The organism is Curtobacterium flaccumfaciens, from assembly GCF_004361695.1.
Taxonomy (GTDB): Bacteria; Actinomycetota; Actinomycetes; order Actinomycetales; family Microbacteriaceae; genus Curtobacterium; species Curtobacterium flaccumfaciens_B.
In genome coordinates, this window is sequence record NZ_SNVW01000017.1 from 1 (window position 1) to 21,933 (window position 21,933).

Sequence of the window (21,933 nt, forward strand, 5' to 3'; positions counted from 1 at the left end):
CGCCAACCCGACCCGAGGGGGTGGGCAACCCGCTCGCGGCGTACCCGCGCCCCCCCCCCCCCCGGGGGCCGGGCGCCCCCCCCCCCCCCCCCCCCGGGGGGGGGGGGGCCCCGGGGCCCCCGCGCCTCCAGTCCGTCCTGCGGTCCTGTCCCGGGCACGCGGCGGGTGACGTGCAGGTGACCAGCCGATAGACTCGGGTGGACCACCGGCCCGACGGTCGCGTGAGGTCCTCCGCCAACGTGAGGAGAACCAGATGCCCGCAGCAGTCATCATCGGCGCCCAGTGGGGCGACGAGGGCAAGGGGAAGGCCACCGACCTCCTCGGCAGCCGCATCGACTACGTCGTGAAGTTCAACGGCGGCAACAACGCCGGACACACGGTCGTCGTCGGCGGCGAGAAGTACGCCCTCCACCTGCTGCCGTCCGGCATCCTCACGCCCGGCGTCACCCCGATCATCGGCAACGGCGTCGTCGTCGACATCGAGGTCCTGTTCCAGGAACTCGACGCCCTCAAGGCCCGCGGCGTCGACACCTCGCGGCTGCTCGTGTCGGCGAACGCCCACGTCATCACGCACTACCACCGCACCATCGACAAGGTGACCGAGCGCTTCCTCGGCAAGCGCCAGATCGGCACCACCGGTCGCGGCATCGGCCCGACCTACGCCGACAAGATCAACCGCGTCGGCATCCGCATCCAGGACATCTTCGACGAGAACATCCTGCGGCAGAAGGTCGAAGCGGCCCTCGACCAGAAGAACCACCTGCTCGTGAAGGTCTTCAACCGCCGCGCGATCGACCCGGAAGAGGTCGTGGAGTCGCTGCTGTCCTTCGCGGACCGCCTGCGCCCGATGGTCGCCGACACCGGACTCGAGATCCACCGGGCGCTCGAGCGCGGCGAGACCGTCCTGTTCGAGGCCGGCCAGGCCACCATGCTCGACGTCGACCACGGCACGTACCCGTTCGTGACGTCCTCGTCGGCGACCGCCGGCGGCGCCGCGACCGGTTCCGGCATCGGCCCGGGCAAGCTCGAGCGCATCATCGGCATCGTGAAGGCGTACACGACCCGCGTCGGCGCCGGCCCGTTCCCGACCGAGCTCTTCGACGAGTCCGGCGAGTTCCTCCGCGCGAACGGCTTCGAGTTCGGCACCACCACGGGGCGTCCGCGTCGCTGCGGCTGGTACGACGCCCCGATCGCCCGCTACACGGCGCGCGTGAACGGCGTGACGGACTTCGTGCTCACGAAGCTCGACGTGCTGACCGGGCTGGCGACGATCCCCGTCTGCGTCGCGTACGAGGTGGACGGCGTCCGCGTGGACGAAGTGCCCGTGAACCAGTCCGACTTCCACCACGCGAAGCCGATCTACGAGGAGTTCCCGGGCTGGACCGAGGACATCACCGGCGCCCGTACCTTCGAGGACCTGCCCGCCAACGCCCAGTCCTACGTCCTCGCGGTCGAGGCGATGTCCGGCGCGCGGATCTCCGCGATCGGCGTCGGGCCCGGCCGTGACGCCATCGTCGTCCGGCACGACCTGCTCGGCGCTTCCTGATCGTGCGGGTCCTGTTCGTCTGCAGCGGCAACCTCTGCCGGTCGCCGCTGGGCGCACAGGTCCTCACCGCGCGGCTCGGCCGTGACGCCCCGGCGTTCACTGTCGAGTCCGCCGGCACGATCGCGCAGGACGGCGCACCGATGGACGGCGCGGCGGCGACGCAGTCGATCCGCCTCGGGGGCGATCCCGCGGCGCACCGGGCGCGGTACCTGACGGCGGACATCGCCGGAGCAGCAGACCTCGTGCTCACCGCCGAGCGCTCGCACCGCGCGGCCGTGGTGTCCCTCGCACCGCGGGCGGCGAAGCGGGCGTTCACGATCCGGCAGTTCGCCCGCGTGCTCGGGGCGCTCCAGCCGTCCGACCTCGACGGCGTCTCGACCGCGACCGAACTGGTCGACCGCGTCGCCCGGTTGCGGGGGACGGTGCCGCAGCCGGCAGACCCGGCGGACGACGACGTCGACGACCCGTACCGGCGGTCCGCTGCGACGCACGAGCGGGTGGCGGACGAGATCGACGCGGCGCTCGCGGTGATCGCGGACGCCCTGCGCGCCGTGCGCTGACGTCTGCGAGGGCTCGGGGCCACGCAGCGCGCTACCGCCGGGCGAGCACGTGCCGGTCTCGGCTCGCGGCGACCCCGGCCACCGCCTGCACCACCAGGAGCGCCAGCAGCACCGCGATCGGGACGGACCACCCGCCCGTCGCCGCGTGCAGCAGCCCGATGCCGAGCGGACCGAGCCCGGCGAGCAGGTACCCCGTGCCCTGCGCCATCGTCGAGACGTGCGCGGTGTGCCGGGCGTCCGGGGACCGCCAGACGATGTAGCTCAGCGACAGGCTGATCGCGCCGCCCTGCCCCAGGCCGAGCAGGGTCATCCAGACCCAGGCGCCGCCGGCCGGTGCGACGAGCAGCCCCACGAACCCGGCTCCGCACAGTGCCACCACCACCAGGACCGGCAACCACGTCGGGCGGAGTCGCCGGGCGATCGCCGGGCCCGTGACACCCGTGACGATGCCGGGCAGGCTCGAGTACGCGAGCATCAGGCCGGCCTCGTGCGCCGAGACGCCCGCGTCCTGCAGGACCGTGGGCACCCAGGTCAGGAACGCGTAGTACGACAGGCTCTGCAGCCCCATGAACCCGGTCACGGCGATCGCGACGGGGTCGCGGGACAACCGGGCGAAGGTCGGCTCGTCGGCGCGCTCCACCAGGGCGTCGGTGACCGTCCGGCCGCCGCGCACGTGCCCCGGGTTGCGGAGCGCGCGGGGCAGCCAGACGAGGAACGCCACGACCGCCGGGAGCGCCCAGAAGGCGAGCGCCGGTCGCCAGGACCCGAACGCGGCCGCGAGCGGCACGACGGCGGCCGACGCCACGGCGGCGCTCAGGAAGAGGGCGGTCGAGTAGAGCCCCATCATGAGTCCGACACGGTGCGCGAAGTCGCTCTTGATCGCGGCGGGCATCAGGACGTTGGCGACCGCGATCGCCGCACCAGCCAGGACGGTCCCGCCGTAGAGCGCCCAGCCGTGCGGCTCGACGCGGAGCGCGATGCCGATCGCGAGCACCGCCATCGTGAGTCCGAGCAGCCGGTGCAGGCCGATCCGTCGGGTCAGGAGCGGCGTGAGGAACGCGAACGCCCCGAACGCGAACACCGGGATCGTGGTGAGGAGGCTGGCCGCCGAGGGCGTCAGGTGCAGGGACCGTTCGATCGCCCCGAGGACCGGTCCGACCGACGCGACGCCCATCCGCAGGTTGAGCGCGATGAGCAGCAGCCCGGCGCCGACGTACCACGCGGCGAGGAGACCCCGCCGTGGTGCGGCGGTCGGGACGGGGACGGAGGCGGTGGTCATGCTCCGATCACACCACCGAGCGGTGGCGGCGCGGAACACGTACGCTGCCCGGTGATGTCGATCTTCCGCCAACCGCACACCTGGGTCGACGAGGGCCGGACCGAGGCGGCGTTCCACTTCGCGCACGCCGAGACGGTCCCGGCGCACGCGCACGAGCTCGGTCACCTGGTCCACCCCGCCACGGGCGTCCTGTCCCTCATCACCGACGACGGCGCCTGGATCGCCCCGCCGAACCGCGTCGCCTGGGTCCCGGCCGGTGCCGAGCACCGGCACCGGGCGCACGGCGTGACCGACATGCGGATCGTGTGGTTGTCGGCGGACGCGGCCACGGGCCTCCCGTCCGGTCCGGCGGTCCTGGCCGTCTCGGCGCTCGCCCGGGAGGCGCTCCTCGCCATCACGACGCCGGCTCCGCGCTCGGAGACGGCTCGGGCTCACCTCCGTGCGGTCATCGTGGACGAGGTCGCGTCCGCCCCGGAGCAGCCGCTGCACCTGCCGGAGCCCCGGGACGCCCGGCTGCGGCGCGTCGTGCGCCGGGTCGAGCAGGACCTGACGGAGCCGCTGTCCCTGGCGGGGCTGGCGACCTGGGCCGGCGTGGGGGAGCGCACCCTGACGCGCCTGTTCCGGCAGGAGACCGGGATGGGGTACCGGCAGTGGCGGTTGCAGCTGCGGGTGCACCGGGCGCTCGTGCTCCTCGCGGACGGGCGCTCCGTGACGGACGTGGCGTCGGCGTGCGGGTGGGCGACCACGAGCCAGTGCATCGAGCAGTTCTCGCCGCTCGTCGGGATGACGCCGGGTGCGTACCGGCGCGCTGCGGGGACGGTCGGACGATGACTGCACGGGGGCGAACCGATCGGGTCGGGTCGTCTGGTTGATCGGCGGTGCGATCGTCACGGTCACGGCGGGGCCGAAGCGCTGCCGCGCGACTGGGGGCAGCTCTCGGCACCGGTAGCCTGACCGGATGGGTGGGGGAGACCGGATGCGCACCGTCGGACTCGGCGTGGGAGTCGGCGTGCTGTCGGCCGTCGTCGGGTTGCTGCCCTGGATCGTCACCGGCATGCGGCTCCCGCTGCAGAACCTCTGGGCCACGTCGACCACCGACGCGGCCGACATGCCCGTCGCGCTGCTGCCGTTCAGCCAGTACTCCGTCGGTCTGATCGCGGCGATGCTGCTCGTGGGCGGGGCGCTCGCGGGGCTCGTCGTGCGTGTGCTCGGCGCGCGGCTCGGGCTGTCCGGCCGGCTCGGCACCGTGCTGGCGCTGTCCGGGGTGCTCGTCGTCCAGCTCGTCGCACTCGTGCAGGCTGCCGTCGTCACGGGAGCGGGGCTCCGGATGGACACCTCGTTCGGCACCGGTGCTGCCATCAGCGCCTCGCAGGTGTACCTCGTCGCCCTGGTCGCCGGGACCCTCCTGGCCATCGCGCTGGCGCTGGTGGTGCTGGTCGTGCTCGCCCGCACCCGAGCCGCGGTCGCCGTCGTCGCGGTCGCGCTGGTCGCCCTCGCCACCGGGAGCTGGGTCGATGCGTTCCTGGTGTCACCCGTCGGGTTCGCCGACGGCTCCGTCTCGGCCGTGCTGGCGGTGACGCGCTGGCTCCCCGCCGTCCTGCTCGGCCTCGGCATCGCCTGGTCCGGGCTCCGCACCGTCGGGCAGGTCGTCGGTTCCGTGCTCGCCCTGGTGGTCCTCTGGACCGGATCCGCCGCGGTGACCGCGCTCACCTCCGCGCTGGGGACCCGGGTGTACCTGCCGTACCCGCTCGAGCTCGCATCGTTCGGCGCCGAGGTCTTCCGCTCGGCGCTCGGCCCGGCGGGCACCGGGCTCGGGAGCGCACTCGTCGCGCTCCTCATCGGCGGCGCGGGTGGGCTCGTCGTGCGGTGGTGGCGATCCCGGGCTGTCGCGGGTCGCCGGCCGGTCCGCTGACCGGGCCGCTGACCGGTGCGCTGACCGGTCCGCTGACCGAGCCGCTGACCGGTCCGCTGACCGGGCCGCTGACCGGTCCGCTGGGAATGGACGGGAAACGAGTACCCCGATCCGGACGCTGTACCCCGGAAACGTGACGCACGACCCCGGAAACCCGGGCTTCGCCGATGGAACGCATTGACGGAAACCGTGAATCGACGGGCATCGCTGGCGGCCAGAGGGGCTTCTCTCGTAGCGTTCTGGTGTCAGCAGATGTACCCCGGATCGCGAAGAAGGAGAGCGCCATGAGCGTCACCGTCACCCCCGACACCCGAGCCGAGGTCACGCTCGACACCGACACCGTCGACACCATCGCGATCCTCGAGGCCCAGGCCGAGCCGCACACCCGTCCGACCCGCGCGAAGCTCAGCTGGACGCAGGAAGCGGACGGCGAGTGGATCGCCAACTACGGCGGCTACTTCGGCGGCTCGATCGACAAGCGTGACGGACGCTACGTCGCCTCGGACACGTTCGGACTCGTCGTCGGTGACTTCGAGTCGCTCGAGCTCGCGCAGGCACAGCTCGCGGACCAGCTCCACACGATGCTGCCGTCCGTGATCCGCCCGGTCGACTGACCCCTCGACACCCGCAGGACCGCGCGTCCGCACCCGGCTCCACCAGCACGACCAGCACGACCGTCAGCAGCACCAGCACGACCGCACGAGGAGCAGCACCATGAGCACGACCGTCGCCCACCGCCAGCAGGCCGAGGTGACCCTGGACACCGCCACGATCGAAGCGATCACCGAGATCGAGGCGGAGGTCGTCGCTCCCGCTCGGCCCGTGCACGCCCGCATCACCTGGTCCCGTCCCGACACCGGCCTCTGGGCCGCGAACTACGCCGGGTACTACGGCGGCACCGTCGACCGGCAGGGCGACCACTACTTCGTGTCCGACACGTTCGGGCAGTACGTCGGCGACTTCCGCTCGCTCGAAGAGGCGCAGGAGCGCCTCGCCGAGCGGCTGCACATCGTCCTGCCGGGCGTCATGCGCGCGGCGTGAGCCGACAGACCGGCTACGGGCCGGCACCGGACTGGAGGCCCGGATCACGTGAGCAGGACTGCTCACGTGATCCGGGCCTCCAGTCCGTCACGCGACGCGCTCGATGAGCTGCGGGCCGTCGTTCTTCACGCTGTTGACGGCGCGCGAGACCTCGTACTGCTCGAGACCGGCGGCGACCGTCAGTGACTCGTGGTCGAGGAGCGCCAGCAGGTCGTCCGTCGGCAGTGCACCGCCCAGCCAGTCGTCGTAGCCGTCCGGCGTGAGGAACGCCGGCATCCGGTCGTGCACCTCGCCCGGTGCGACGTGCGCGTCACGGGTGATGATCGCGAGCGAGAGTCGCCACTTGTCCGGGTCGCCCTCGGGCTTGGTCGGGTCGGGCCACGCGCTCACCACGCCCGCCATCGCCAGCGCACCGCCGGGCTCGTGCACGAAGTGCGGCTCCTTGCCGTCCTCGCGCACGACCCACTCGTAGTAGCCCTGGGCCGGGATGATGCACCGGTTCGTCGCGAACGCGCGCTTGAACATGCCGCTCGTCGCCACCGTCTCGATGCGGGCGTTGATCGGCTTCGGGCGCTGCTTCTGGAAGTCCTTCGCCCAGCTCGGTACGAAGCCCCAGCTGATCTGGGGGAGCTCCCGTTCGCCCTGGCGCTGCCGGACCGCGAACACGGGGTCGGTCGGGGCGACGTTCCAGCTCGGCACGAGGCCGGTGCCGACCACGCCGGTGTCCTCGTCGACGTGCTCGGTCCGGTCGGCGAGTTCACCGATCAGCTCGGGCAGCAGATCTGCCGTGGTGTCGGAGACGACGAACCTTCCACACATGCGCCCAGTGTGCCCGTCCCCACCGACACACGTCTCACTCGCCGGGGAGGCGGAGCTTCGATCCGGCCGGGTCCCTCCGCCGCTGGGCCGGCCCGGCGTCCGGGTCCGGAGGCGTGACCGCGAGTGCCGCCAGGCGCGCGCGCTCGGCCCGACCGAGGCGGAGCACGAGGTCCGGCAGGGTGCAGACGTAGACGAAGCCCAACGCGAGTCCGTACGCGTGGACACCGCCGGCTGACAGCGCTGCCAGGCCGAGCAGGGCGAAGCCGATCAGCACGGGGCCGGTGCGGGACAGCTGGCGGATCAGGCCACGCTGCAGCAGGGGGACGTCGTTCAGCACCGCCGCGCGGTCGTCGGGCGCCACCGCTTGCGGCACGCGACCGAGGTAGGGCTGGACGGACCAGCGGACGGTGAGCTGCCAGTCGGCGCGCACCTGTCGCCCGTTGATCGTGTTCGCCGTCGCCGGCGGCCGGGCCGTCGGACAGCAGGAGAACGCGATCAGGCCCACGCCGAGCGTCGCCAGGAGGATCGTCACCGGTGCCTGGAACGGCCCCGGGCCGGCCCATCGGAAGGCGTCCTGCAGGACGACGAGCCCGACGCACACCAGGACCGTCACGGCGAGCGCGAGCCAGACGGCACGACGAGCCCGCACGGGGTCGACGACCTCGCCGAGCTGCTCCCGGAACACCTGCCAGCCGAGCTTGAACACGAGATTCCTTCTACTCCCTGTGGCTGCGCGCGGCCGGACACGCCCGGCGCACCCGCCCCGCCCGCGCAAGACCCCCGCCGTTCCGCCGCGTTCCAGCAGTCGCCCAGGAAGGCGCGGTGCGCTCGGACCATGAGTCTCGACATCGTCTACACCGCAGCCGCCCACGCCACCGGCGGAGGCCGTGACGGCCACGTGCGCACCGAGGACGACCGCCTCGACCTCGACACCCGGCCGCCGAAGGAGATGGGTGGCAGCGGCGAGGGCACGAACCCCGAGCAGCTCTTCGCCGCCGGGTACGCCGCCTGCTTCCTCGGGGCACTGCACGCCGCAGGCAAGGAGCTCGGCGTGGACACCACCGACGCCGAGGTCTCGGCCGAGGTCGGCATCGGCGGCAACGGCCAGGGCGGCTTCGGCCTCGCGGTCGAGCTCGACGTCTACGCGCCGTCGGCCCAGCCCGAGCAGCGCCAGCGCCTCGCGGAGCGCGCCCACGAGATCTGCCCGTACTCGAACGCCACCCGCGGCAACATCACCGTCGCCCTGTCCATCGTCGACTAGCGTTCCGGCGTGGTCACCGACGAGTCGCGCTGCCCCTGCCTGAGCGGGAACCCCTACGGCGAGTGCTGCGGCCCCCTGCACGCCGGGGCCGCCGCCCCGACCGCGGAGCGGCTCATGCGGTCACGGTTCAGCGCGTTCGCGCTCGGCCTGCCGGAGTACCTGCTGCGCACGTGGCACCCGCGGACGCGGCCCGCATCCCGCGAGTTGGACCCGCAGCAGCGCTGGACACGGTTGGACATCCTGTCGACCAGTTCTGGAGGCCCGTTCGACTCCCGGGGGACGGTCGCGTTCCGCGCGTGGTGGCGTTCCGCAGACGAGCGGGGCACACTCGACGAGACGAGCGAGTTCGTCCGCGAGCACGGTCGTTGGTCCTACGTGGACGGGACGGTCGCCTGACCGCGTCCCGTACCCGACAGGAGCACCATGCCCCACCGTGACCTCGCCGCCTTCGGCGCCCGTTCGACCGCCCACGAGGTCCTCGAGGGGGTCGACCTGACCGGACGCACCGCGATCGTCACCGGAGCGTCCTCGGGCATCGGCATCGAGACGGCGCGGGCACTCGCCGGCGCCGGCGCGACGGTGACGCTGGCCGTGCGGGACACGGCGGCCGGTGAGCGCGTCGCGGCGGACATCGCCCGGACGACCGGAGCGCAGCGCCCGGTGGTCTCCGAGCTGCACCTCGACCAGCCCGCCTCCGTCGACGACTTCACGGCAAGGTGGTCCGGGCCGCTCGACGTCCTGGTGGCCAACGCCGGGGTGATGGACGCGCCGGAGGCGTACACGGCGGCCGGGTGGGAGTCGCAGTTCGCCACGAACCACCTCGGGCACTTCGCCCTCGCGCTGGGGTTGCACGACCCGCTCGCGGCCTCGGGGTCGGCGCGCATCGTGTCGGTGTCGTCGAGCGGCCACGGCGGCTCGCCCGTCGTGTTCGACGACCTGTTCTTCCGTCGTCGCCGCTACGAGCCCGGCATCGCCTACGCGCAGTCGAAGACGGCGAACGTGCTGTTCGCCGTCGCGGTCGGGGAGCGGTGGGCCGACGTCGGGGTCACCGCCAACGCCTGCATGCCCGGTGGCATCTGGACCGGTCTGCAGAAGCACTGGGACCCTGCGGTGCTGGCGGCGACGAAGCTCTCGGCGGCCGATGCGGTGAAGACACCCGAGCAGGGAGCCGCGACCTCGGTCCTGCTCGCGACGGCACCCGAGCTCGCCGGGGTCACCGGGCGCTACTTCGAGGACTGCCACGAGGCGGCCGTCACGGACCGGATCGTCGACGGGCTGCACGGGGTGCTGCCGTGGGCGCTCGACGAGGACGACGCCGACCGGCTGTGGGACGTGTCGCTCGCGCTGCTCGACGCCGAGGCGCGTTCCCGGGCCTGATCGGCACGGCCAGCCGAGGCCAGGCCGGCCCCGGCATGCGCCGGGTCGACGGGGCCGCGGCGGCGCGTCGGGCCCCGCTCAGGCCCCGATGACCTCGGGCAGCCCGACCGCGGCGCGCATGGCCCGCCGGACGTCGGCCTCGGCGGGCAGGAGCTCGTCGTCGTCACCGGTGAGGAAGAACCGGATCTGACCGATCGCCTGCTCGGTGAGCATGTCCAGGCCGTTCAGCACGCGTCCGCCGTCGTCCGCCCACCGTGAGGCGACGGCGGTCGGCCACGGCTCGTACGCGACGTCGAAGAGCACGGCGTCGTCGCCGGACGGTGCGAGGTCGAGGTCGTCGGCGACGCCACCCGGCAGCGTCGACACGACGAAGCCGTGGCGGGTACCGGGCAGCTCCGTCAGCGGCAGGACGTCGAGCGTGACGCCGAGCCGGACCGCCAGGTCGACCAGGTCGGTGGCCCGCGCGGTGTCGCGGACGAACACCCGGACCGACGAGGCACCGAGGCGGACGGCTGCGGTGAGTGCGCTCGCCGCGGTGGCGCCGCCGCCGAGGACCGTGGCCTCGCCGGGCAGGTGTCCGAGTGCCTCGACGGGACGGACGAGCCCCTCGACGTCGGTGTTCGCACCGAACCGCAGGACGCGGTCGCCCGACCGCCGGAACGCGATCGTGTTGGCGACGCCGAGCTCGTCGACGAGCGGGGTCGTCCGGTCGAGGAGCGGCAGCACCTCGCGCTTGAGCGGCATCGTGAGGCTCAGGCCGCGCCATTCCCCACCCAGCCCCGCGACGAACGCATCCAGCCCGCCGGACGCGACCTCGTGCCTCCCGTACCGGAACGGCACCCCGAGCACGTCGTAGGCCGCTGCGTGCAGCGTCGGCGAGAGCGAGTGCGCGATGGGGGAGCCGAGCACCGCGAGGCGGGTGCGGTCGGCATCGGGGTACTCCACGGGCGTCAGCCTATCCAGGCGCCATCCCGGGGGAGTCCTTAGGTTAGGCTACCCTTCGTGATCCGTACTCCCCTTCGTCTCCGACGCGTCCTCGCCACGGCAGGCGCCGTCGTCGCCGCGTCCCTCGTCCTCGCCGGGTGTGCCTCCGGCTCCGGCTCGTCCACCGACGACCCCTCGGCGTCCGCGGCCGACGGCCAGTTCCCGGTGTCGATCACGACCGCGCTCGGCACCACGAAGATCGACTCGCAGCCGAAGCGCGTCGTCGCCCTCGGCTGGGGCGACGCCGAGACCGCACTCGAGCTCGGCGTGCAGCCCGTCGGCGCGAGCGACTGGCTCGCGTTCGGCGGCGACGGTGTCGGACCGTGGTTGAAGGACGCCTACACGAAGTCGCCGAAGATCATCCAGACGCTCGAGCCGAGCTACGAGGACATCCTCAAGCTCAAGCCCGACCTGATCCTCGACGTGAAGTCGTCGGGCGACAAGGACCGGTACGCGAAGCTGTCCGCGATCGCGCCGACCGTGGCGATCCCGAAGGGCGGCGAGAACTACCTCGCGTCGACCGAGCAGCAGACCACGATGATCGCGAAGGCGCTCGGCAAGGAGTCCGAGGGTAAGAAGCTGCTCTCCGGCCTCGACGACGCCTACGCCGCCGCGCGCAAGGCGCACCCGGAGTTCGAGGGCAAGTCGGCGGTCGTCGGTGCGTACACGGCCGACGGCTTCGGGGCGTACGCCTCCACCGACAGCCGCTCGACGTTCATGCGGAACCTCGGCTTCACGATCCCGAAGGCCATCGACGAGCAGGCCGGCAAGGCGTTCTCGGTGCACCTGTCGGACGAGAACCTCGACCTGCTCAACGCCGACCTGACGCTCATCCTGCCGATCTACGTCGACGCGTCGAAGGCCGAGGCGGACCCGCTGTTCCAGAAGGTGCCGTCGGTCGAGGCCGGCCACTCCATCGTCTTCGACGACCCGGATGTGTCGTCGGCGTTCTCGATGGGGACCACCGCCGCGATCGAGTGGGCGCTGCAGAAGCTGCCGGACGAGTTCGCGTCCAAGCTCGGCTGACGCGGGGCGCCCGATCGGAGCGGGCGTGCCTCGTCGAAACGGGCGTACTTGGTCGAAACGGGCGTACTTGGTCGATCCTTTCGACCGGGTACGCCCGTTTCCGCTTCCTACCGCGCGTGCGATGGGAAGGAACGGGCGGGCCAGGGCGGGCGGGTCGGGGCGGGTCAGGCCAGGTCAGGCCCGGTCAGACGCCGAAGGTCGACCCGAGGAACGCGAACAGCAGGGCGATCAGCGGGAACGAGCCCTGCACGAACGCGGAGTTGAGGTAGCGGCGGCCGGTGCCGGCGAGGACCACCGCGGCGCCGAGCATGCACGCCGTCGAGAAGACGAGGAGCGTCCAGCCGCTCGCACCGTTGCCCGCGAACGCGAGGACGACGCCGAGGATCGCCCCGATCGCCAGGAACAGGTTGTAGAAGCCCTGGTTGAACGCCATCGAGCGGGTCGCCTGCACCTCGGTCTCCGAGGTGAGGCCGAAGATGCGGCGGACGCGTGGGCTCGTCCAGGCGATGGACTCGAGGAAGAAGATGTACACGTGCACGAGGCCCGCGAGGACCGCGAAGACGCACGAGAGGACGAGCAGGACCGACATGACCTCCATTGTCGCAGTTCCGAAGCCGTGCTCAGGTTCCACCCAGCTTCGGGCAGCTCCACCTGGCGTAACCGACACCGGTCGGCCAGCCTCGGCCGTTAGGCTCGGGGCATGAGCGACGACGACACCACGCCCGAGTACGACCAGGCGGCCGTCGCCGAACTGCGCAGCATCCGGCAGAGCATCGACAACATCGACGCCGCCCTGATCCACATGCTGGCGGAGCGCTTCAAGTACACGCAGCGGGTCGGGTACCTCAAGGCCGCGGCAGGGATGCCCGCCGCCGACCCCGGGCGTGAGCAGGTCCAGGTCGCACGGCTCCGGTCGCTCGCGGCCGAGGCGCACCTCGATCCCGCCTTCGCCGAGAAGTTCCTCAACTTCATCGTCGCCGAGGTCATCCACCACCACGAGCAGATCGCGGGCGGCAACGAGTGAGCACGACGCTCCCCGCACTGCTGGTCGGCTCGTACACGGCGACCGGCGGCGGCACCGCCACCGGCATCTCGATCGTCTCGGCCGGTGACGCCGAGGCCCCGGACGTCCGCACCGTCGCGGTCATCGACGACCCCTCGTTCCTGGCCGTCGCCGGTGACCGCGTGTACGCGGTGTCCGAGACGGCCGAGGGCAGCGTCGCCGCGTTCCGCCGTGACGGCATCGAACTCGAGCACCTCTGGGACGCACCGGCCGGTGGCAACGCCCCCTGCCACGTCCGCGTCGACCCGTCCGGCACCCTCGTGGTGACGAACTACGTCTCGGGCACGGTGACCGCGGTGTCGCTCACCGACGGGGCTCCCGCCGTGGTCACCGAGGTCCTCCCCGACGCGAGCGGCCCGGTTGAGGACCGGCAGGACGGCCCGCACGCCCACCAGTCGATCGCGACGCCCGAGGGGACGGTGCTCGTCGCCGACCTCGGCGGTGACGCGCTGCACGAGTACCGGATCACCGACGCCCCCTCGATCGAACCGGTGCGCGTGCACCACGTCGCGCCGGGTGTCGGCCCGCGCCACATGGCCTGGTACGACGGGGACCTCATCGTCGCCGGTGAGCTCGACGGGCACGTGCACCGGCTCCGCCGTGATGCGTCGGGATCGCTCGCGACCATCGCCTCCGCTCCCACCTTCGACGGCGAGGTCGGCGAGTCGCTGCTCAGCCACATCGAGGTCGACGACCGTGGGCGCGTGTTCGTCGCAGTGCGCGGGCGAGACCTGATCGTGGTGCTCGACGCTGCCGACGGAGGACTCACCCTGGTCGGCTCGGCGTCCTCCGGGGGCGCGTGGCCCCGGCACTTCGCACGCGTGCCCGGGTTCGTGCTCGTGGCGAACCAGATGTCCGACGCCGTCGCCGTGCTGCCCGTCGGCGACGACGGTGTCCCCGGTGCCGCCGTGGCGCAGATCCCGGTCGGCACGCCGACCTGCATCGTCCCGCTCTGATCTGCGGCCGCCTGATCTTCGGGCTGCCTGACCTGCGGGATGCCCTGATCTGCGCGCTGCCCTGATCTGCGCGCTGCGCTGACCTGCGAACCACCCCCGCCGCGCGGGCTGCGGACCGGACCCCGCCGACGGACTGGAGGCGCGGTGCCAGCTGGCACCGCGCCTCCAGTCCGTCCGTGGTCGCGACCACCCCGCTCGGTGAGCGGGCGCTCGCGTCAGGGCCGGATGACGTTCTCGAACGGACGGCGGTCGGCCAGCGCGGCCACCTGGCGGCGCATGAGCTCGATCGACCGCGGCACGCTCAGGTCGGTGTTGCCGCCCACGTGCGGCGTCAGCACCGTGTTCGGCGTGGTCCAGAGCGGGTGCCCGGCAGGGAGTGGCTCCGGGTCGGTGACGTCGAGCGCCGCCGACAGTCGGCCGGACTGCAGCTCAGCGACGAGCGCGTCGGTGTCGACGACCTTGCCGCGCGCCACGTTCACCACGAGGGCACCGTCGGGCAGGGCGGCGAGGAGGTCGGCGTCGACGAGCCGCTCGGTCTCGTCGGTCAGCGGCGTGATGAGGACGAGGACGTCCGTCTCCGCCGCCAGCGCGGTCAGGTCGCCGAAGGCACGCACCTGACGGCCGTCCTGCTCACGAGCGCTCCGCGCGACCACGGTGACCTCGGTGCGGAACGCCTCGAACCGCGTCGCGATCGCGGAGCCGATGGCGCCGTACCCGACGACGGTGACCCGGCGATCGGCCAGGGACCGCGTGGTCCGGGCATCCCAGACGCCGTTCGCACGGTCGGCCTGGAACGCGCCGAGCTCACGGAGCGAGGTCAGCGCGAGCCCGACCGCGAGTTCTGCGGTCTCGTCGTCGTGGATGCCGCGGCCGTTCGCGAGCTGCGCGTGGCCGGGCACGTGCGGCAGGGCGTGCTCGTACCCGGCGCTCGGCAGCTGCAGGAGCTGCAGGTTCGGCAGGTCGTGGACGTACTGCCACCGGTGCCGTCCACCGAAGTAGAACGGCAGGAACGCGATGGCGACCTCGTCGGGGCGCGCGTACGGCTCCTCGACGTCCCAGACGTCCAGCTCGACGCCGTCCGGCACGGGGCCGAACCGGTCGACGAGCTCGGCGAAGGGCAGCGTGACGATCGGCATCGTCCGGGTGCCCGGTCTCAGGCGTCCGAGCGGGGCGAGAACGCACCGTCGGAGTCGAGCGGACCCCGACCGACGTAGCCCTCGGTCACGTCGGAGACGATGACGTCGCCGAAGCGGCTCGGCAGCGTCGCGTCGTGTGTCCCGCGCAGCTCGTCGAGCGTCGCCTCGAACGCACCCTGGACCTCGAGCGACCCGGATGCCGCGTCGGTCACGCCGATCCGGAGCACCGGGAAGCCACGGCCGTCGCAGAGGCCCTGGAACCGGACGTCGTCCTCGCGCCGGACGGTCACGATGACGCGGCCGGTCGACTCGGAGAACAGCGCGGTCGCGGTGTCGACGCCGTCGCGGGCCTCGAGCTCGTCGAGGACGACGCGGGCGCCGAGCCCGAAGCGGAGCACCGACTCGGCGAGGGCCTGGCCGAGGCCGCCGTCCGCCAGGTCGTGCGCACTCGTCAGGAGCTGCTCGCTCGCCGCGGCGTGCAGCAGGTCGCCGAGGGCCTTCTCGCGCGCGAGGTCGACCGCCGGCGGACGACCGCCGAGGTGGTCGTGCACGGTGCCGGCCCAGGCCGAACCGTCGAGTTCGAGCGACGTGGTGCCGAGCAGGTAGACGTTGTGTCCGTCGTCCTGCCAGCCCGACGGCACGCGCAGTGCGACGTCGTCGATGACACCGAGCACGCCGACGACGGGGGTCGGGTGGATCGGGGTCGTGCCGGTCTGGTTGTAGAACGACACGTTGCCGCCGGTGACCGGGATCCCGAGCTCCATGCAGCCGTCGGCGAGGCCCTCGACGGCCTGGGCGAACTGCCACATGACCTCGGGGTTCTCCGGCGAGCCGAAGTTCAGGCAGTCGGTCACGGCCGCGGGGACGGCACCGGTGACGGCGACGTTGCGGTACGCCTCGGCGAGGGCCAGGCGCGCGCCCTGCTTCGGGTCGAGCTGGCAGTAGCGACCGTTCGCGTCGGTCGCGATGGTGACGCCGAGCCCCGTTTCCTCGTCGACGCGGATCATGCCGCCGTCGTCGGGGAAGGAGAGCGCGGTGTTGCCGAGCACGTAGGTGTCGTACTGGTTCGTCACCCAGTTCTTCGACGCCAGGTTCGGCGAACCGAGCAGCTGCATGAACTGCGCCTTCAGTGCGGGACCGGACTCGGGACGCTCGAGCGACTCCGCGCCGTCGGCCTGCAGGGCGTCGAGCCACGTCGGGTAGGCGACCGGGCGGTCGTACACCGGGCCGTCGACGGCGACGGTGCGCGGGTCGACGTTCACGATCTCCTGGCCCTGCCAGTCGATGACGAGGCGGCCGGTGCCGGTGACCTCGCCGAGGACGCTGGTCTCGACCTCCCACTTGGCCACGACCGCGAGGAACTCGTCGAGCTTGTCGGGGCGGACGACCGCCATCATGCGCTCCTGGCTCTCCGACATCAGGATCTCTTCCGCGGTGAGCGTGGGGTCGCGGAGCAGGACGTCGTCGAGCGAGATGTGCATGCCGCCGTCGCCGTTCGAGGCGAGCTCGGACGTGGCGCAGGAGATGCCCGCGGCGCCGAGGTCCTGGATGCCCTCGACCAGCTCCTTCTGGAACAGCTCGAGGCAGCACTCGATGAGGACCTTCTCGGCGAACGGGTCGCCGACCTGCACGGCGGGGCGCTTGGTCGGGCCGCCCTCGGTGAAGGTGTCGGACGCCAGGATCGACGCGCCGCCGATGCCGTCGCCACCCGTGCGGGCACCGAAGAGCACGACCTTGTTGCCGGCACCGGAGGCGTTGGCCAGGTGCAGGTCCTCGTGACGGAGGACGCCCACCGCGAGCGCGTTCACCAGCGGGTTGCCCTGGTAGACGGAGTCGAAGTAGGTCTCGCCGCCGATGTTCGGCAGACCGAGGCAGTTGCCGTAGGACGAGATGCCCCCGACGACGCCGTGCACGACGCGCGCCGTGTCCTCGTGGTCGATCGCCCCGAAGCGGAGCTGGTCCATCACGGCGACCGGGCGTGCGCCCATCGAGATGATGTCGCGGACGATGCCGCCGACACCGGTCGCAGCGCCCTGGTAGGGCTCGACGTAGGACGGGTGGTTGTGCGACTCGACCTTGAACGTGACCGCCCAGCCGTTGCCGACGTCGATGACACCGGCGTTCTCGCCCATGCCCACCATGAGGTTCTTGGTCATCTCCGGCGTGACCTTCTTGCCGAACTGCCGGAGGTAGTTCTTCGACGACTTGTACGAGCAGTGCTCGGACCACATCACCGAGTACATCGCCAGCTCGCCCGAGGTGGGGCGGCGGCCGAGGATCTCGCGGATCTTCGCGTACTCGTCGGCCTTCAGCCCGAGGGCCTCGTACGGCTGGTCCTTGTCGGGGGTGGCCGCCGCGTCCTGCACGGTGTCGGGCTTCGGGCGCACGATGGTCGTCACGTTGTTGTCGTTCCCTGTCGCTGGAGTCGCTGCCGTCACTGGAGTCGCTGCCGTCACTTGACGAGCGTCGACTCGATCACGGAGGTGAAGAAGGTCAGGCCGTCCGTGCCGGAGGCCATCGCGGCGGCGGTGTCCGGGCCGAACCCGGGCTCCGTCGCGTGCTCGGGGTGCGGCATGAGGCCCACGACGTTGCCGCGCTCGTTCGAGACGCCGGCGATGTCGTCGATCGACCCGTTCGGGTTCACGCCGACGTAGCGGAACACCACCTGGCCGTTGTCCTCGATGCGCTTGATCGTGTCGGCGTCCGCCACGAAGCGACCGTCGGCGTTCTTCAGCGGGATGGTGATCTCCTGCTGGGCGGTGAACCCTGAGGTCCACGCGGTGCCGGTCGTCTCGACGCGGAGCTTCTGGTCGCGCCGGATGAACTGCTGGTGCGCGTTGCGGGTGTGCGCGCCGGGGACGAGTCGTGCCTCGGCGAGCATCTGGAAGCCGTTGCAGATGCCGAGCACGGGCATGCCCTTGCCGGCGGCGTCGACGACCTCGGCCATGATCGGGGCCTTCGCGGCGATCGCGCCGGCGCGGAGGTAGTCGCCGTAGGAGAACCCGCCCGGCAGCACGATGGCGTCGACGCCCTGTAGGTCGTGGTCGCCGTGCCAGAGCGCGACGGGCTCGGCGCCAGCGAGACGGACCGCGCGCTGGGCGTCGCGGTCGTCGAGGGAGCCGGGGAAGGTGATGACGCCGATGCGCATCCGGGTCACTGGCCCTCTACCGTCACGGACACGACGTCCTCGATGACCGCGTTGGAGAAGACGTCGGCCGCGATCTCGCGGACCTCGGCGAGCTTGGCGTCGTCGACCGGGCCGTCGACCGACACCTCGAAGCGCTTGCCGATGCGGACGTTGGTCAGGTCGGCCTTGCCGAGGCGGGCGAGGGCGTTGCCCACCGCCTTGCCCTGGGGGTCGAGGATCTCGGCCTTCGGCATGACCTCGACGACGATCGTTGGCACGTGTTCACTCCAGCACTTGGGGGGTGGGTGGGACCGCACCAGTCTACGTGGCGGGCGCGCCGCGCCCGCACGCTTGTGGAGAAGTGGTCCAAGGCGTATATTCCAAGTCGAATAGTCGCGTTGGAACACCGGACTGGAGGCACGGATGGCGTCACTCACGCCGCTTGCGTTCGCCGCGCTCGGGCTCCTCAACGAGGCGCCGATGCACCCCTACGAGATGTTCCAGCTCATGCTCCAGCGCCGGGAGGACGAGAACGTCAAGGTCCGCCCGGGCACGCTCTACCACCAGATCGGACGGCTCGTCGACCTCGGGTACGCCGAACCGCTCGGCACCGAGCGTGCGGGCAACCGTCCGGAGCGCACCACCTACGCGATCACCGACCACGGGCGGGACGCCCTCGAATCCGGGCTCCGGCGCATGGTCGCCGAACCGGCGGACGAGTTCCCTGAGTTCCACCTGGCGCTCTCGCACGTCGACAACCTGAGCGACCACGACGCGGTCACCGCCATCCGAGCACGAGCCGACGCGATCCGCGCCCGACTGGCCGGGTACGAGGAAGCGGCCACGGGCCTCCAGGCCAAGGGGTTGGCGACCCGCTTCTGGCTGGACGTGTCGTACGTCCGTGCCATGCTCACCGCGCAACTCGAGTGGCTCACCGCGACCGCGGACCGCATCGAGCGTGGGGACGTCCCGTGGGACGGCCCGGCGCTCGCCACCGACACCGAACCGAACAGCAAGGAACCCACTCGATGACCACCGTCACGCCACCGCGGACGACCGAGAAGAAGCCGTGGCCAGCCCTCTGGGCGCTCGTCGTCGGCTTCTTCATGATCCTCGTCGACTCGACCATCGTGTCCGTCGCGACCCCCACCATCGCCGAGAAGCTCGACGCCGACATCAACGCCGTCATCTGGGTGACGAGCGCGTACCTGCTCGCGTACGCCGTGCCGCTCCTCATCACCGGGCGCCTCGGTGACCGCTTCGGTCCGAAGGTGCTCTACCAGACCGGGCTCGTCGTGTTCACGCTGGCCAGCCTCTGGTGCGGTCTGTCCGGCTCGATCGAGATGCTCATCGTGGCCCGCGTCGTGCAGGGCCTCGGTGCCGCCATGATGACCCCGCAGACGATGTCCGTCATCACGCGGATGTTCCCGCCGCAGAACCGCGGCGCGGCGATGGGCCTCTGGGGTGCCGTCGCCGGTGTCGCCTCCCTCGTCGGCCCGATCCTCGGCGGCCTGCTCGTCGACGGGTTCGGCTGGGAGTGGATCTTCATCGTGAACGTCCCCGTCGGCGTCGTCGCGTTCATCCTCGCGCAGCGCTTCGTGCCGAAGTTCGAGCGCCACGGACACCGCTTCGACTACCTCGGCATCGTGCTCTCCGCCGCCGGCCTCTTCCTGCTCGTCTTCGGCATCCAGGAGGGCGAGACCTACGACTGGGGCACCATCACCGGGCCGATCAGTGTGTGGTCGCTCATCATCGCCGGCATCGTCGTGCTCGCCGCGTTCGTCGTGTGGCAGGGCGTGCAGAAGGGCGAGCCGCTGCTGCCGCTCGGCCTCTTCAAGGACCGCAACTTCACGCTGGCGAACATCGCGATCACCGCGGTCGGCGTCGCGATCTCGTCCTTCGCGCTGCCGATCATGCTCTGGGCGCAGGACGTCGAGAAGTTCTCGCCGACCGGGGCCGCGCTGCTCCTCGTGCCGCAGGCCGTGATCTCCGCGGGCCTCGCCCCGTTCATCGGCAAGAAGCTCACCGTCTGGAACCCGCGCTGGGTCGCGTCGTTCGGCCTCGCCTGCTTCTCTGCAGGGCTGTTCTGGTTCGGTGCGCTGCTCGCCTCCGGTGCCGACTGGGGCTGGGTGCTCCTGCCGAGCGCGCTCCTCGGGCTCGCCAACGCCTGCATGTGGGGGCCGCTGTCCGTCTCGGCGACGCGGAACCTCTCGCCGCGCCTGGCCGGTGCCGGCTCGGGCGTCTACAACACCACGCGGCAGATCGGTGCCGTGCTCGGTTCGGCCGGCATCGCCGCGCTGATCGAGGCGCGCATCACCGCGAACTTCCCGGCGCAGTCCGGCGGGGTCTCGGCCGGCGGTGCGGAGCAGCAGGTCGGCGGCCTGCCGCAGTTCCTGCTCCAGCCGTTCGCCACCGCGATGGGGCAGTCGCTCGTCCTGCCGGCCGTGGTGCTCGTCATCGCGATCGTCGCCGCGCTGTTCCTGGCGAAGCCGAAGCAGACCGTCGCCTGGCAGCAGACCGGGTCGGTCGCGACGCAGCCCGACGCCGCTGCGAAGTCGGACGCCGACGGTTCTCCGGAGGTCGAGCACGGCGTGCACGCCGCGGCCAGCGCTCCGGCCACGCCCGAGGACGAGCTCGCGGCGATCGACCACCACGGCAAGCACGCCGACGTGTAGGCAGCGTCGTCGCTGCACGGGCCCCGGGCTGCTCACACGAGCGGCCCGGGGCCCGTTCGTGTCCGCGTCCGCGGCGTCGCTGTCGGGGGCGGGGGCGGGGGCGGGTCGGGGTGCGCTGCGTGCGGCGAACTGCGACATCGTCGACGTCGTACGACATCGCTCGTGTCGAAGTCCCGCGTTCGCAACTGTTGCGGGCGCGGTGTTGCGACACCGGCGCTGTCGTACGACGTCGATCACGTCGTTCCGAGTCCGCGCCCGTGGGGCCCGCTGCCGCGCACGCGCGCTCAGCCGCGCCGCTCGAGGTGCGCCCGCGTCAGCGCCTCCATCTCCTCGTCGCTGAGGGCGTCCACGCTGCGGGCCTCGCGCCGGTCGCTCCGCTGCCACCGGACGAACAAGGCGATGAGCACGGGGACGTCGGCGACCTCGGCGATGAACCAGAGCAGGTCTCCGGCGAGGTGCTGGTCGCGCAGCGGTGAGGGGAACCACGACTGCCCGACCGCCTGCACGACCGAGTGGTCCATCACGTGGTTCGTGATCCGCAGGACGATGCCCGGCACCGCGTCGGCGAGCAGCTCGACGAACGCGAGCAGGAACTCGATGGTGACGAAGGTCGACGAGCGGAGGATCCCCGGCTCGGACAGGGGCGTGAGCAGCCCGAACCCGAGCATCGGCACCAGGACCGTGATCGCCGTCGCCCAGCCCGCGGACTCGCGGATGGTGGCCGAGAGCGGGGTGAGCAGCACGCAGAACAACGCGAGGGCGATGAGCGGCGAGACGATCGCGTTGCCGAGGAACCGTGCCGGACGTGACCGGAGCACGGCGGTGGCGGTCTGCGCGAGGCGAGCAGGGCCTCCAGTCCGGAGCAACGAGACGGGCGCGGCCAGCGCGGCGAAGGTGGGGACCGCGAAGAAGAGCAGGGCCAACCGCAGGACGAACGCCCAGCGCAGCTCGCGGTCGTACAGGCCGACGATGCCGAACTGCAGGATCCCGAACAGGACCAGCGAAGCGAGGAACGCCAAGCTCCGCCACCACGGCCACGGCGTTCCGCGACGTGCGGCGCCGACGACCCACCAGCCGTAGGTGACCGCCGCGACGGCGATGAGCACGGCCGCCAGGGGGTCGGTGTGCCAGGTGCTCCAGAACTCGGGTGTCGACGGCGTGGGGTGCCTCC

24 protein-coding genes are annotated in these 21,933 nt (G+C 72.0%); 14 read left to right on the forward strand and 10 right to left on the reverse strand.

The annotated features are described in order from the left end of the window. Positions 1 to 253: 253 nt before the first annotated feature. Together EDF64_RS17180 and EDF64_RS17185 are read left to right on the forward strand one after the other, a co-directional pair. Positions 254 to 1,546, forward strand: a complete 1,293-nt coding sequence (locus tag EDF64_RS17180; protein WP_133521182.1) for an adenylosuccinate synthase — start codon at positions 254 to 256, stop codon at positions 1,544 to 1,546. 2 nt (positions 1,547 to 1,548) lie between these two features. After that, positions 1,549 to 2,106 carry a low molecular weight phosphatase family protein gene (locus EDF64_RS17185; protein WP_166645797.1) on the forward strand — a complete coding sequence of 186 codons (558 nt, stop codon included), beginning with the start codon at positions 1,549 to 1,551 and terminating at the stop codon, positions 2,104 to 2,106. Between the two features lie 31 nt (positions 2,107 to 2,137). Here EDF64_RS17185 and EDF64_RS17190 read toward each other — a convergent pair whose 3' ends face one another. Continuing rightward, positions 2,138 to 3,385: an MFS transporter gene (locus EDF64_RS17190; protein ID WP_133521184.1), complete on the reverse strand. Its 1,248-nt coding sequence runs from the start codon at positions 3,383 to 3,385 to the stop codon at positions 2,138 to 2,140. Positions 3,386 to 3,439: 54 nt separating this feature from the next. Here EDF64_RS17190 and EDF64_RS17195 point away from each other — a divergent pair, with 54 nt between their 5' ends. The 4 genes from EDF64_RS17195 to EDF64_RS17215 all read left to right on the forward strand — a co-directional run bounded on the left by EDF64_RS17195 (position 3,440) and on the right by EDF64_RS17215 (position 6,338). Further along, entirely contained in the window at positions 3,440 to 4,216 is a 777-nt protein-coding gene (locus EDF64_RS17195; RefSeq protein ID WP_133521185.1) for an AraC family transcriptional regulator, read from the forward strand. Positions 4,217 to 4,343: 127 nt separating this feature from the next. Next, positions 4,344 to 5,297, forward strand: a complete 954-nt coding sequence (locus EDF64_RS17200) for a hypothetical protein (RefSeq protein ID WP_133521186.1) — start codon at positions 4,344 to 4,346, stop codon at positions 5,295 to 5,297. A gap of 284 nt (positions 5,298 to 5,581) precedes the next feature. Further along, on the forward strand, positions 5,582 to 5,911 hold the full coding sequence (locus EDF64_RS17210; protein ID WP_133521188.1) for a hypothetical protein: 330 nt from the start codon (positions 5,582 to 5,584) through the stop codon (positions 5,909 to 5,911). Between the two features lie 100 nt (positions 5,912 to 6,011). After that, entirely contained in the window at positions 6,012 to 6,338 is a 327-nt protein-coding gene (locus tag EDF64_RS17215) for a hypothetical protein (RefSeq protein WP_133521189.1), read from the forward strand. A gap of 87 nt (positions 6,339 to 6,425) precedes the next feature. Here the strand turns inward: EDF64_RS17215 and EDF64_RS17220 are convergent, their stop codons facing one another. Further along, the gene (locus EDF64_RS17220; protein ID WP_133521190.1) at positions 6,426 to 7,157 is read right to left on the reverse strand and encodes an SOS response-associated peptidase; all 732 of its coding nucleotides are present in this window, start codon (positions 7,155 to 7,157) and stop codon (positions 6,426 to 6,428) included. Between the two features lie 34 nt (positions 7,158 to 7,191). Continuing rightward, positions 7,192 to 7,863, reverse strand: a complete 672-nt coding sequence (locus EDF64_RS17225; protein ID WP_133521191.1) for a hypothetical protein — start codon at positions 7,861 to 7,863, stop codon at positions 7,192 to 7,194. A 129-nt stretch (positions 7,864 to 7,992) separates the two neighbouring features. Between EDF64_RS17225 and EDF64_RS17230 the strand changes: the two genes are divergently transcribed. Genes EDF64_RS17230 through EDF64_RS17240 form a run of 3 tightly spaced genes read left to right on the forward strand, consistent with a single transcriptional unit; the run spans position 7,993 to position 9,795 of the window. Then, on the forward strand, positions 7,993 to 8,418 hold the full coding sequence (locus EDF64_RS17230) for an organic hydroperoxide resistance protein (protein ID WP_133521192.1): 426 nt from the start codon (positions 7,993 to 7,995) through the stop codon (positions 8,416 to 8,418). Between the two features lie 9 nt (positions 8,419 to 8,427). After that, on the forward strand, positions 8,428 to 8,814 hold the full coding sequence (locus EDF64_RS17235) for a YchJ family protein (protein WP_133521193.1): 387 nt from the start codon (positions 8,428 to 8,430) through the stop codon (positions 8,812 to 8,814). 27 nt (positions 8,815 to 8,841) lie between these two features. Beyond that, positions 8,842 to 9,795, forward strand: a complete 954-nt coding sequence (locus EDF64_RS17240) for an SDR family NAD(P)-dependent oxidoreductase (RefSeq protein ID WP_133521194.1) — start codon at positions 8,842 to 8,844, stop codon at positions 9,793 to 9,795. Between the two features lie 78 nt (positions 9,796 to 9,873). Here EDF64_RS17240 and EDF64_RS17245 read toward each other — a convergent pair whose 3' ends face one another. Then, positions 9,874 to 10,740, reverse strand: a complete 867-nt coding sequence (locus EDF64_RS17245; RefSeq protein WP_133521195.1) for a shikimate dehydrogenase family protein — start codon at positions 10,738 to 10,740, stop codon at positions 9,874 to 9,876. 57 nt (positions 10,741 to 10,797) lie between these two features. On the opposite strand from EDF64_RS17245, the gene EDF64_RS17250 reads away from it, so the two are divergent. After that, the gene (locus EDF64_RS17250; protein ID WP_243736444.1) at positions 10,798 to 11,805 is read left to right on the forward strand and encodes an iron-siderophore ABC transporter substrate-binding protein; all 1,008 of its coding nucleotides are present in this window, start codon (positions 10,798 to 10,800) and stop codon (positions 11,803 to 11,805) included. Between the two features lie 184 nt (positions 11,806 to 11,989). On the opposite strand, the gene EDF64_RS17255 is transcribed toward EDF64_RS17250, so the two are convergent. Next, positions 11,990 to 12,394, reverse strand: coding sequence for a DUF1304 domain-containing protein (locus tag EDF64_RS17255; RefSeq protein WP_208108940.1), 405 nt, complete (start codon positions 12,392 to 12,394; stop codon positions 11,990 to 11,992). A 111-nt stretch (positions 12,395 to 12,505) separates the two neighbouring features. Here EDF64_RS17255 and EDF64_RS17260 point away from each other — a divergent pair, with 111 nt between their 5' ends. Further along, the gene (locus EDF64_RS17260; RefSeq protein WP_133521196.1) at positions 12,506 to 12,829 is read left to right on the forward strand and encodes a chorismate mutase; all 324 of its coding nucleotides are present in this window, start codon (positions 12,506 to 12,508) and stop codon (positions 12,827 to 12,829) included. Further along, positions 12,826 to 13,824 (forward strand): lactonase family protein, encoded by a 999-nt coding sequence (locus EDF64_RS17265; RefSeq protein WP_133521197.1) that lies wholly within the window; start codon positions 12,826 to 12,828, stop codon positions 13,822 to 13,824. Before EDF64_RS17260 ends, EDF64_RS17265 begins: the two co-directional genes overlap by 4 nt. A gap of 215 nt (positions 13,825 to 14,039) precedes the next feature. On the opposite strand, the gene EDF64_RS17270 is transcribed toward EDF64_RS17265, so the two are convergent. The 4 genes from EDF64_RS17270 to purS are packed head-to-tail and all read right to left on the reverse strand — an operon-like array spanning position 14,040 to position 18,365. Then, entirely contained in the window at positions 14,040 to 14,960 is a 921-nt protein-coding gene (locus EDF64_RS17270; RefSeq protein ID WP_133521198.1) for a 2-hydroxyacid dehydrogenase, read from the reverse strand. A gap of 17 nt (positions 14,961 to 14,977) precedes the next feature. After that, entirely contained in the window at positions 14,978 to 17,359 is a 2,382-nt protein-coding gene (gene purL / locus EDF64_RS17275; RefSeq protein ID WP_133521199.1) for a phosphoribosylformylglycinamidine synthase subunit PurL, read from the reverse strand. Between the two features lie 53 nt (positions 17,360 to 17,412). Then, positions 17,413 to 18,108: a phosphoribosylformylglycinamidine synthase subunit PurQ gene (gene purQ / locus EDF64_RS17280; RefSeq protein ID WP_133521228.1), complete on the reverse strand. Its 696-nt coding sequence runs from the start codon at positions 18,106 to 18,108 to the stop codon at positions 17,413 to 17,415. Between the two features lie 5 nt (positions 18,109 to 18,113). Then, on the reverse strand, positions 18,114 to 18,365 hold the full coding sequence (purS, locus tag EDF64_RS17285; protein ID WP_071293050.1) for a phosphoribosylformylglycinamidine synthase subunit PurS: 252 nt from the start codon (positions 18,363 to 18,365) through the stop codon (positions 18,114 to 18,116). Positions 18,366 to 18,510: 145 nt separating this feature from the next. On the opposite strand from purS, the gene EDF64_RS17290 reads away from it, so the two are divergent. Both EDF64_RS17290 and EDF64_RS17295 read left to right on the forward strand, forming a co-directional pair. Then, a complete protein-coding gene (locus EDF64_RS17290; RefSeq protein WP_133521200.1) occupies positions 18,511 to 19,119 on the forward strand; it encodes a PadR family transcriptional regulator in 609 nt (202 codons plus the stop codon). Continuing rightward, positions 19,116 to 20,762, forward strand: a complete 1,647-nt coding sequence (locus EDF64_RS17295) for a DHA2 family efflux MFS transporter permease subunit (protein WP_243736445.1) — start codon at positions 19,116 to 19,118, stop codon at positions 20,760 to 20,762. The genes EDF64_RS17290 and EDF64_RS17295 overlap by 4 nt, the downstream gene beginning before the upstream one ends. Positions 20,763 to 21,046: 284 nt before the next feature. Here EDF64_RS17295 and EDF64_RS17300 read toward each other — a convergent pair whose 3' ends face one another. After that, complete coding sequence (locus tag EDF64_RS17300) at positions 21,047 to 21,868, reverse strand: cytochrome c oxidase assembly protein (protein WP_166645798.1); 822 nt, start codon at positions 21,866 to 21,868, stop codon at positions 21,047 to 21,049. Positions 21,869 to 21,933 lie beyond the last annotated feature (65 nt).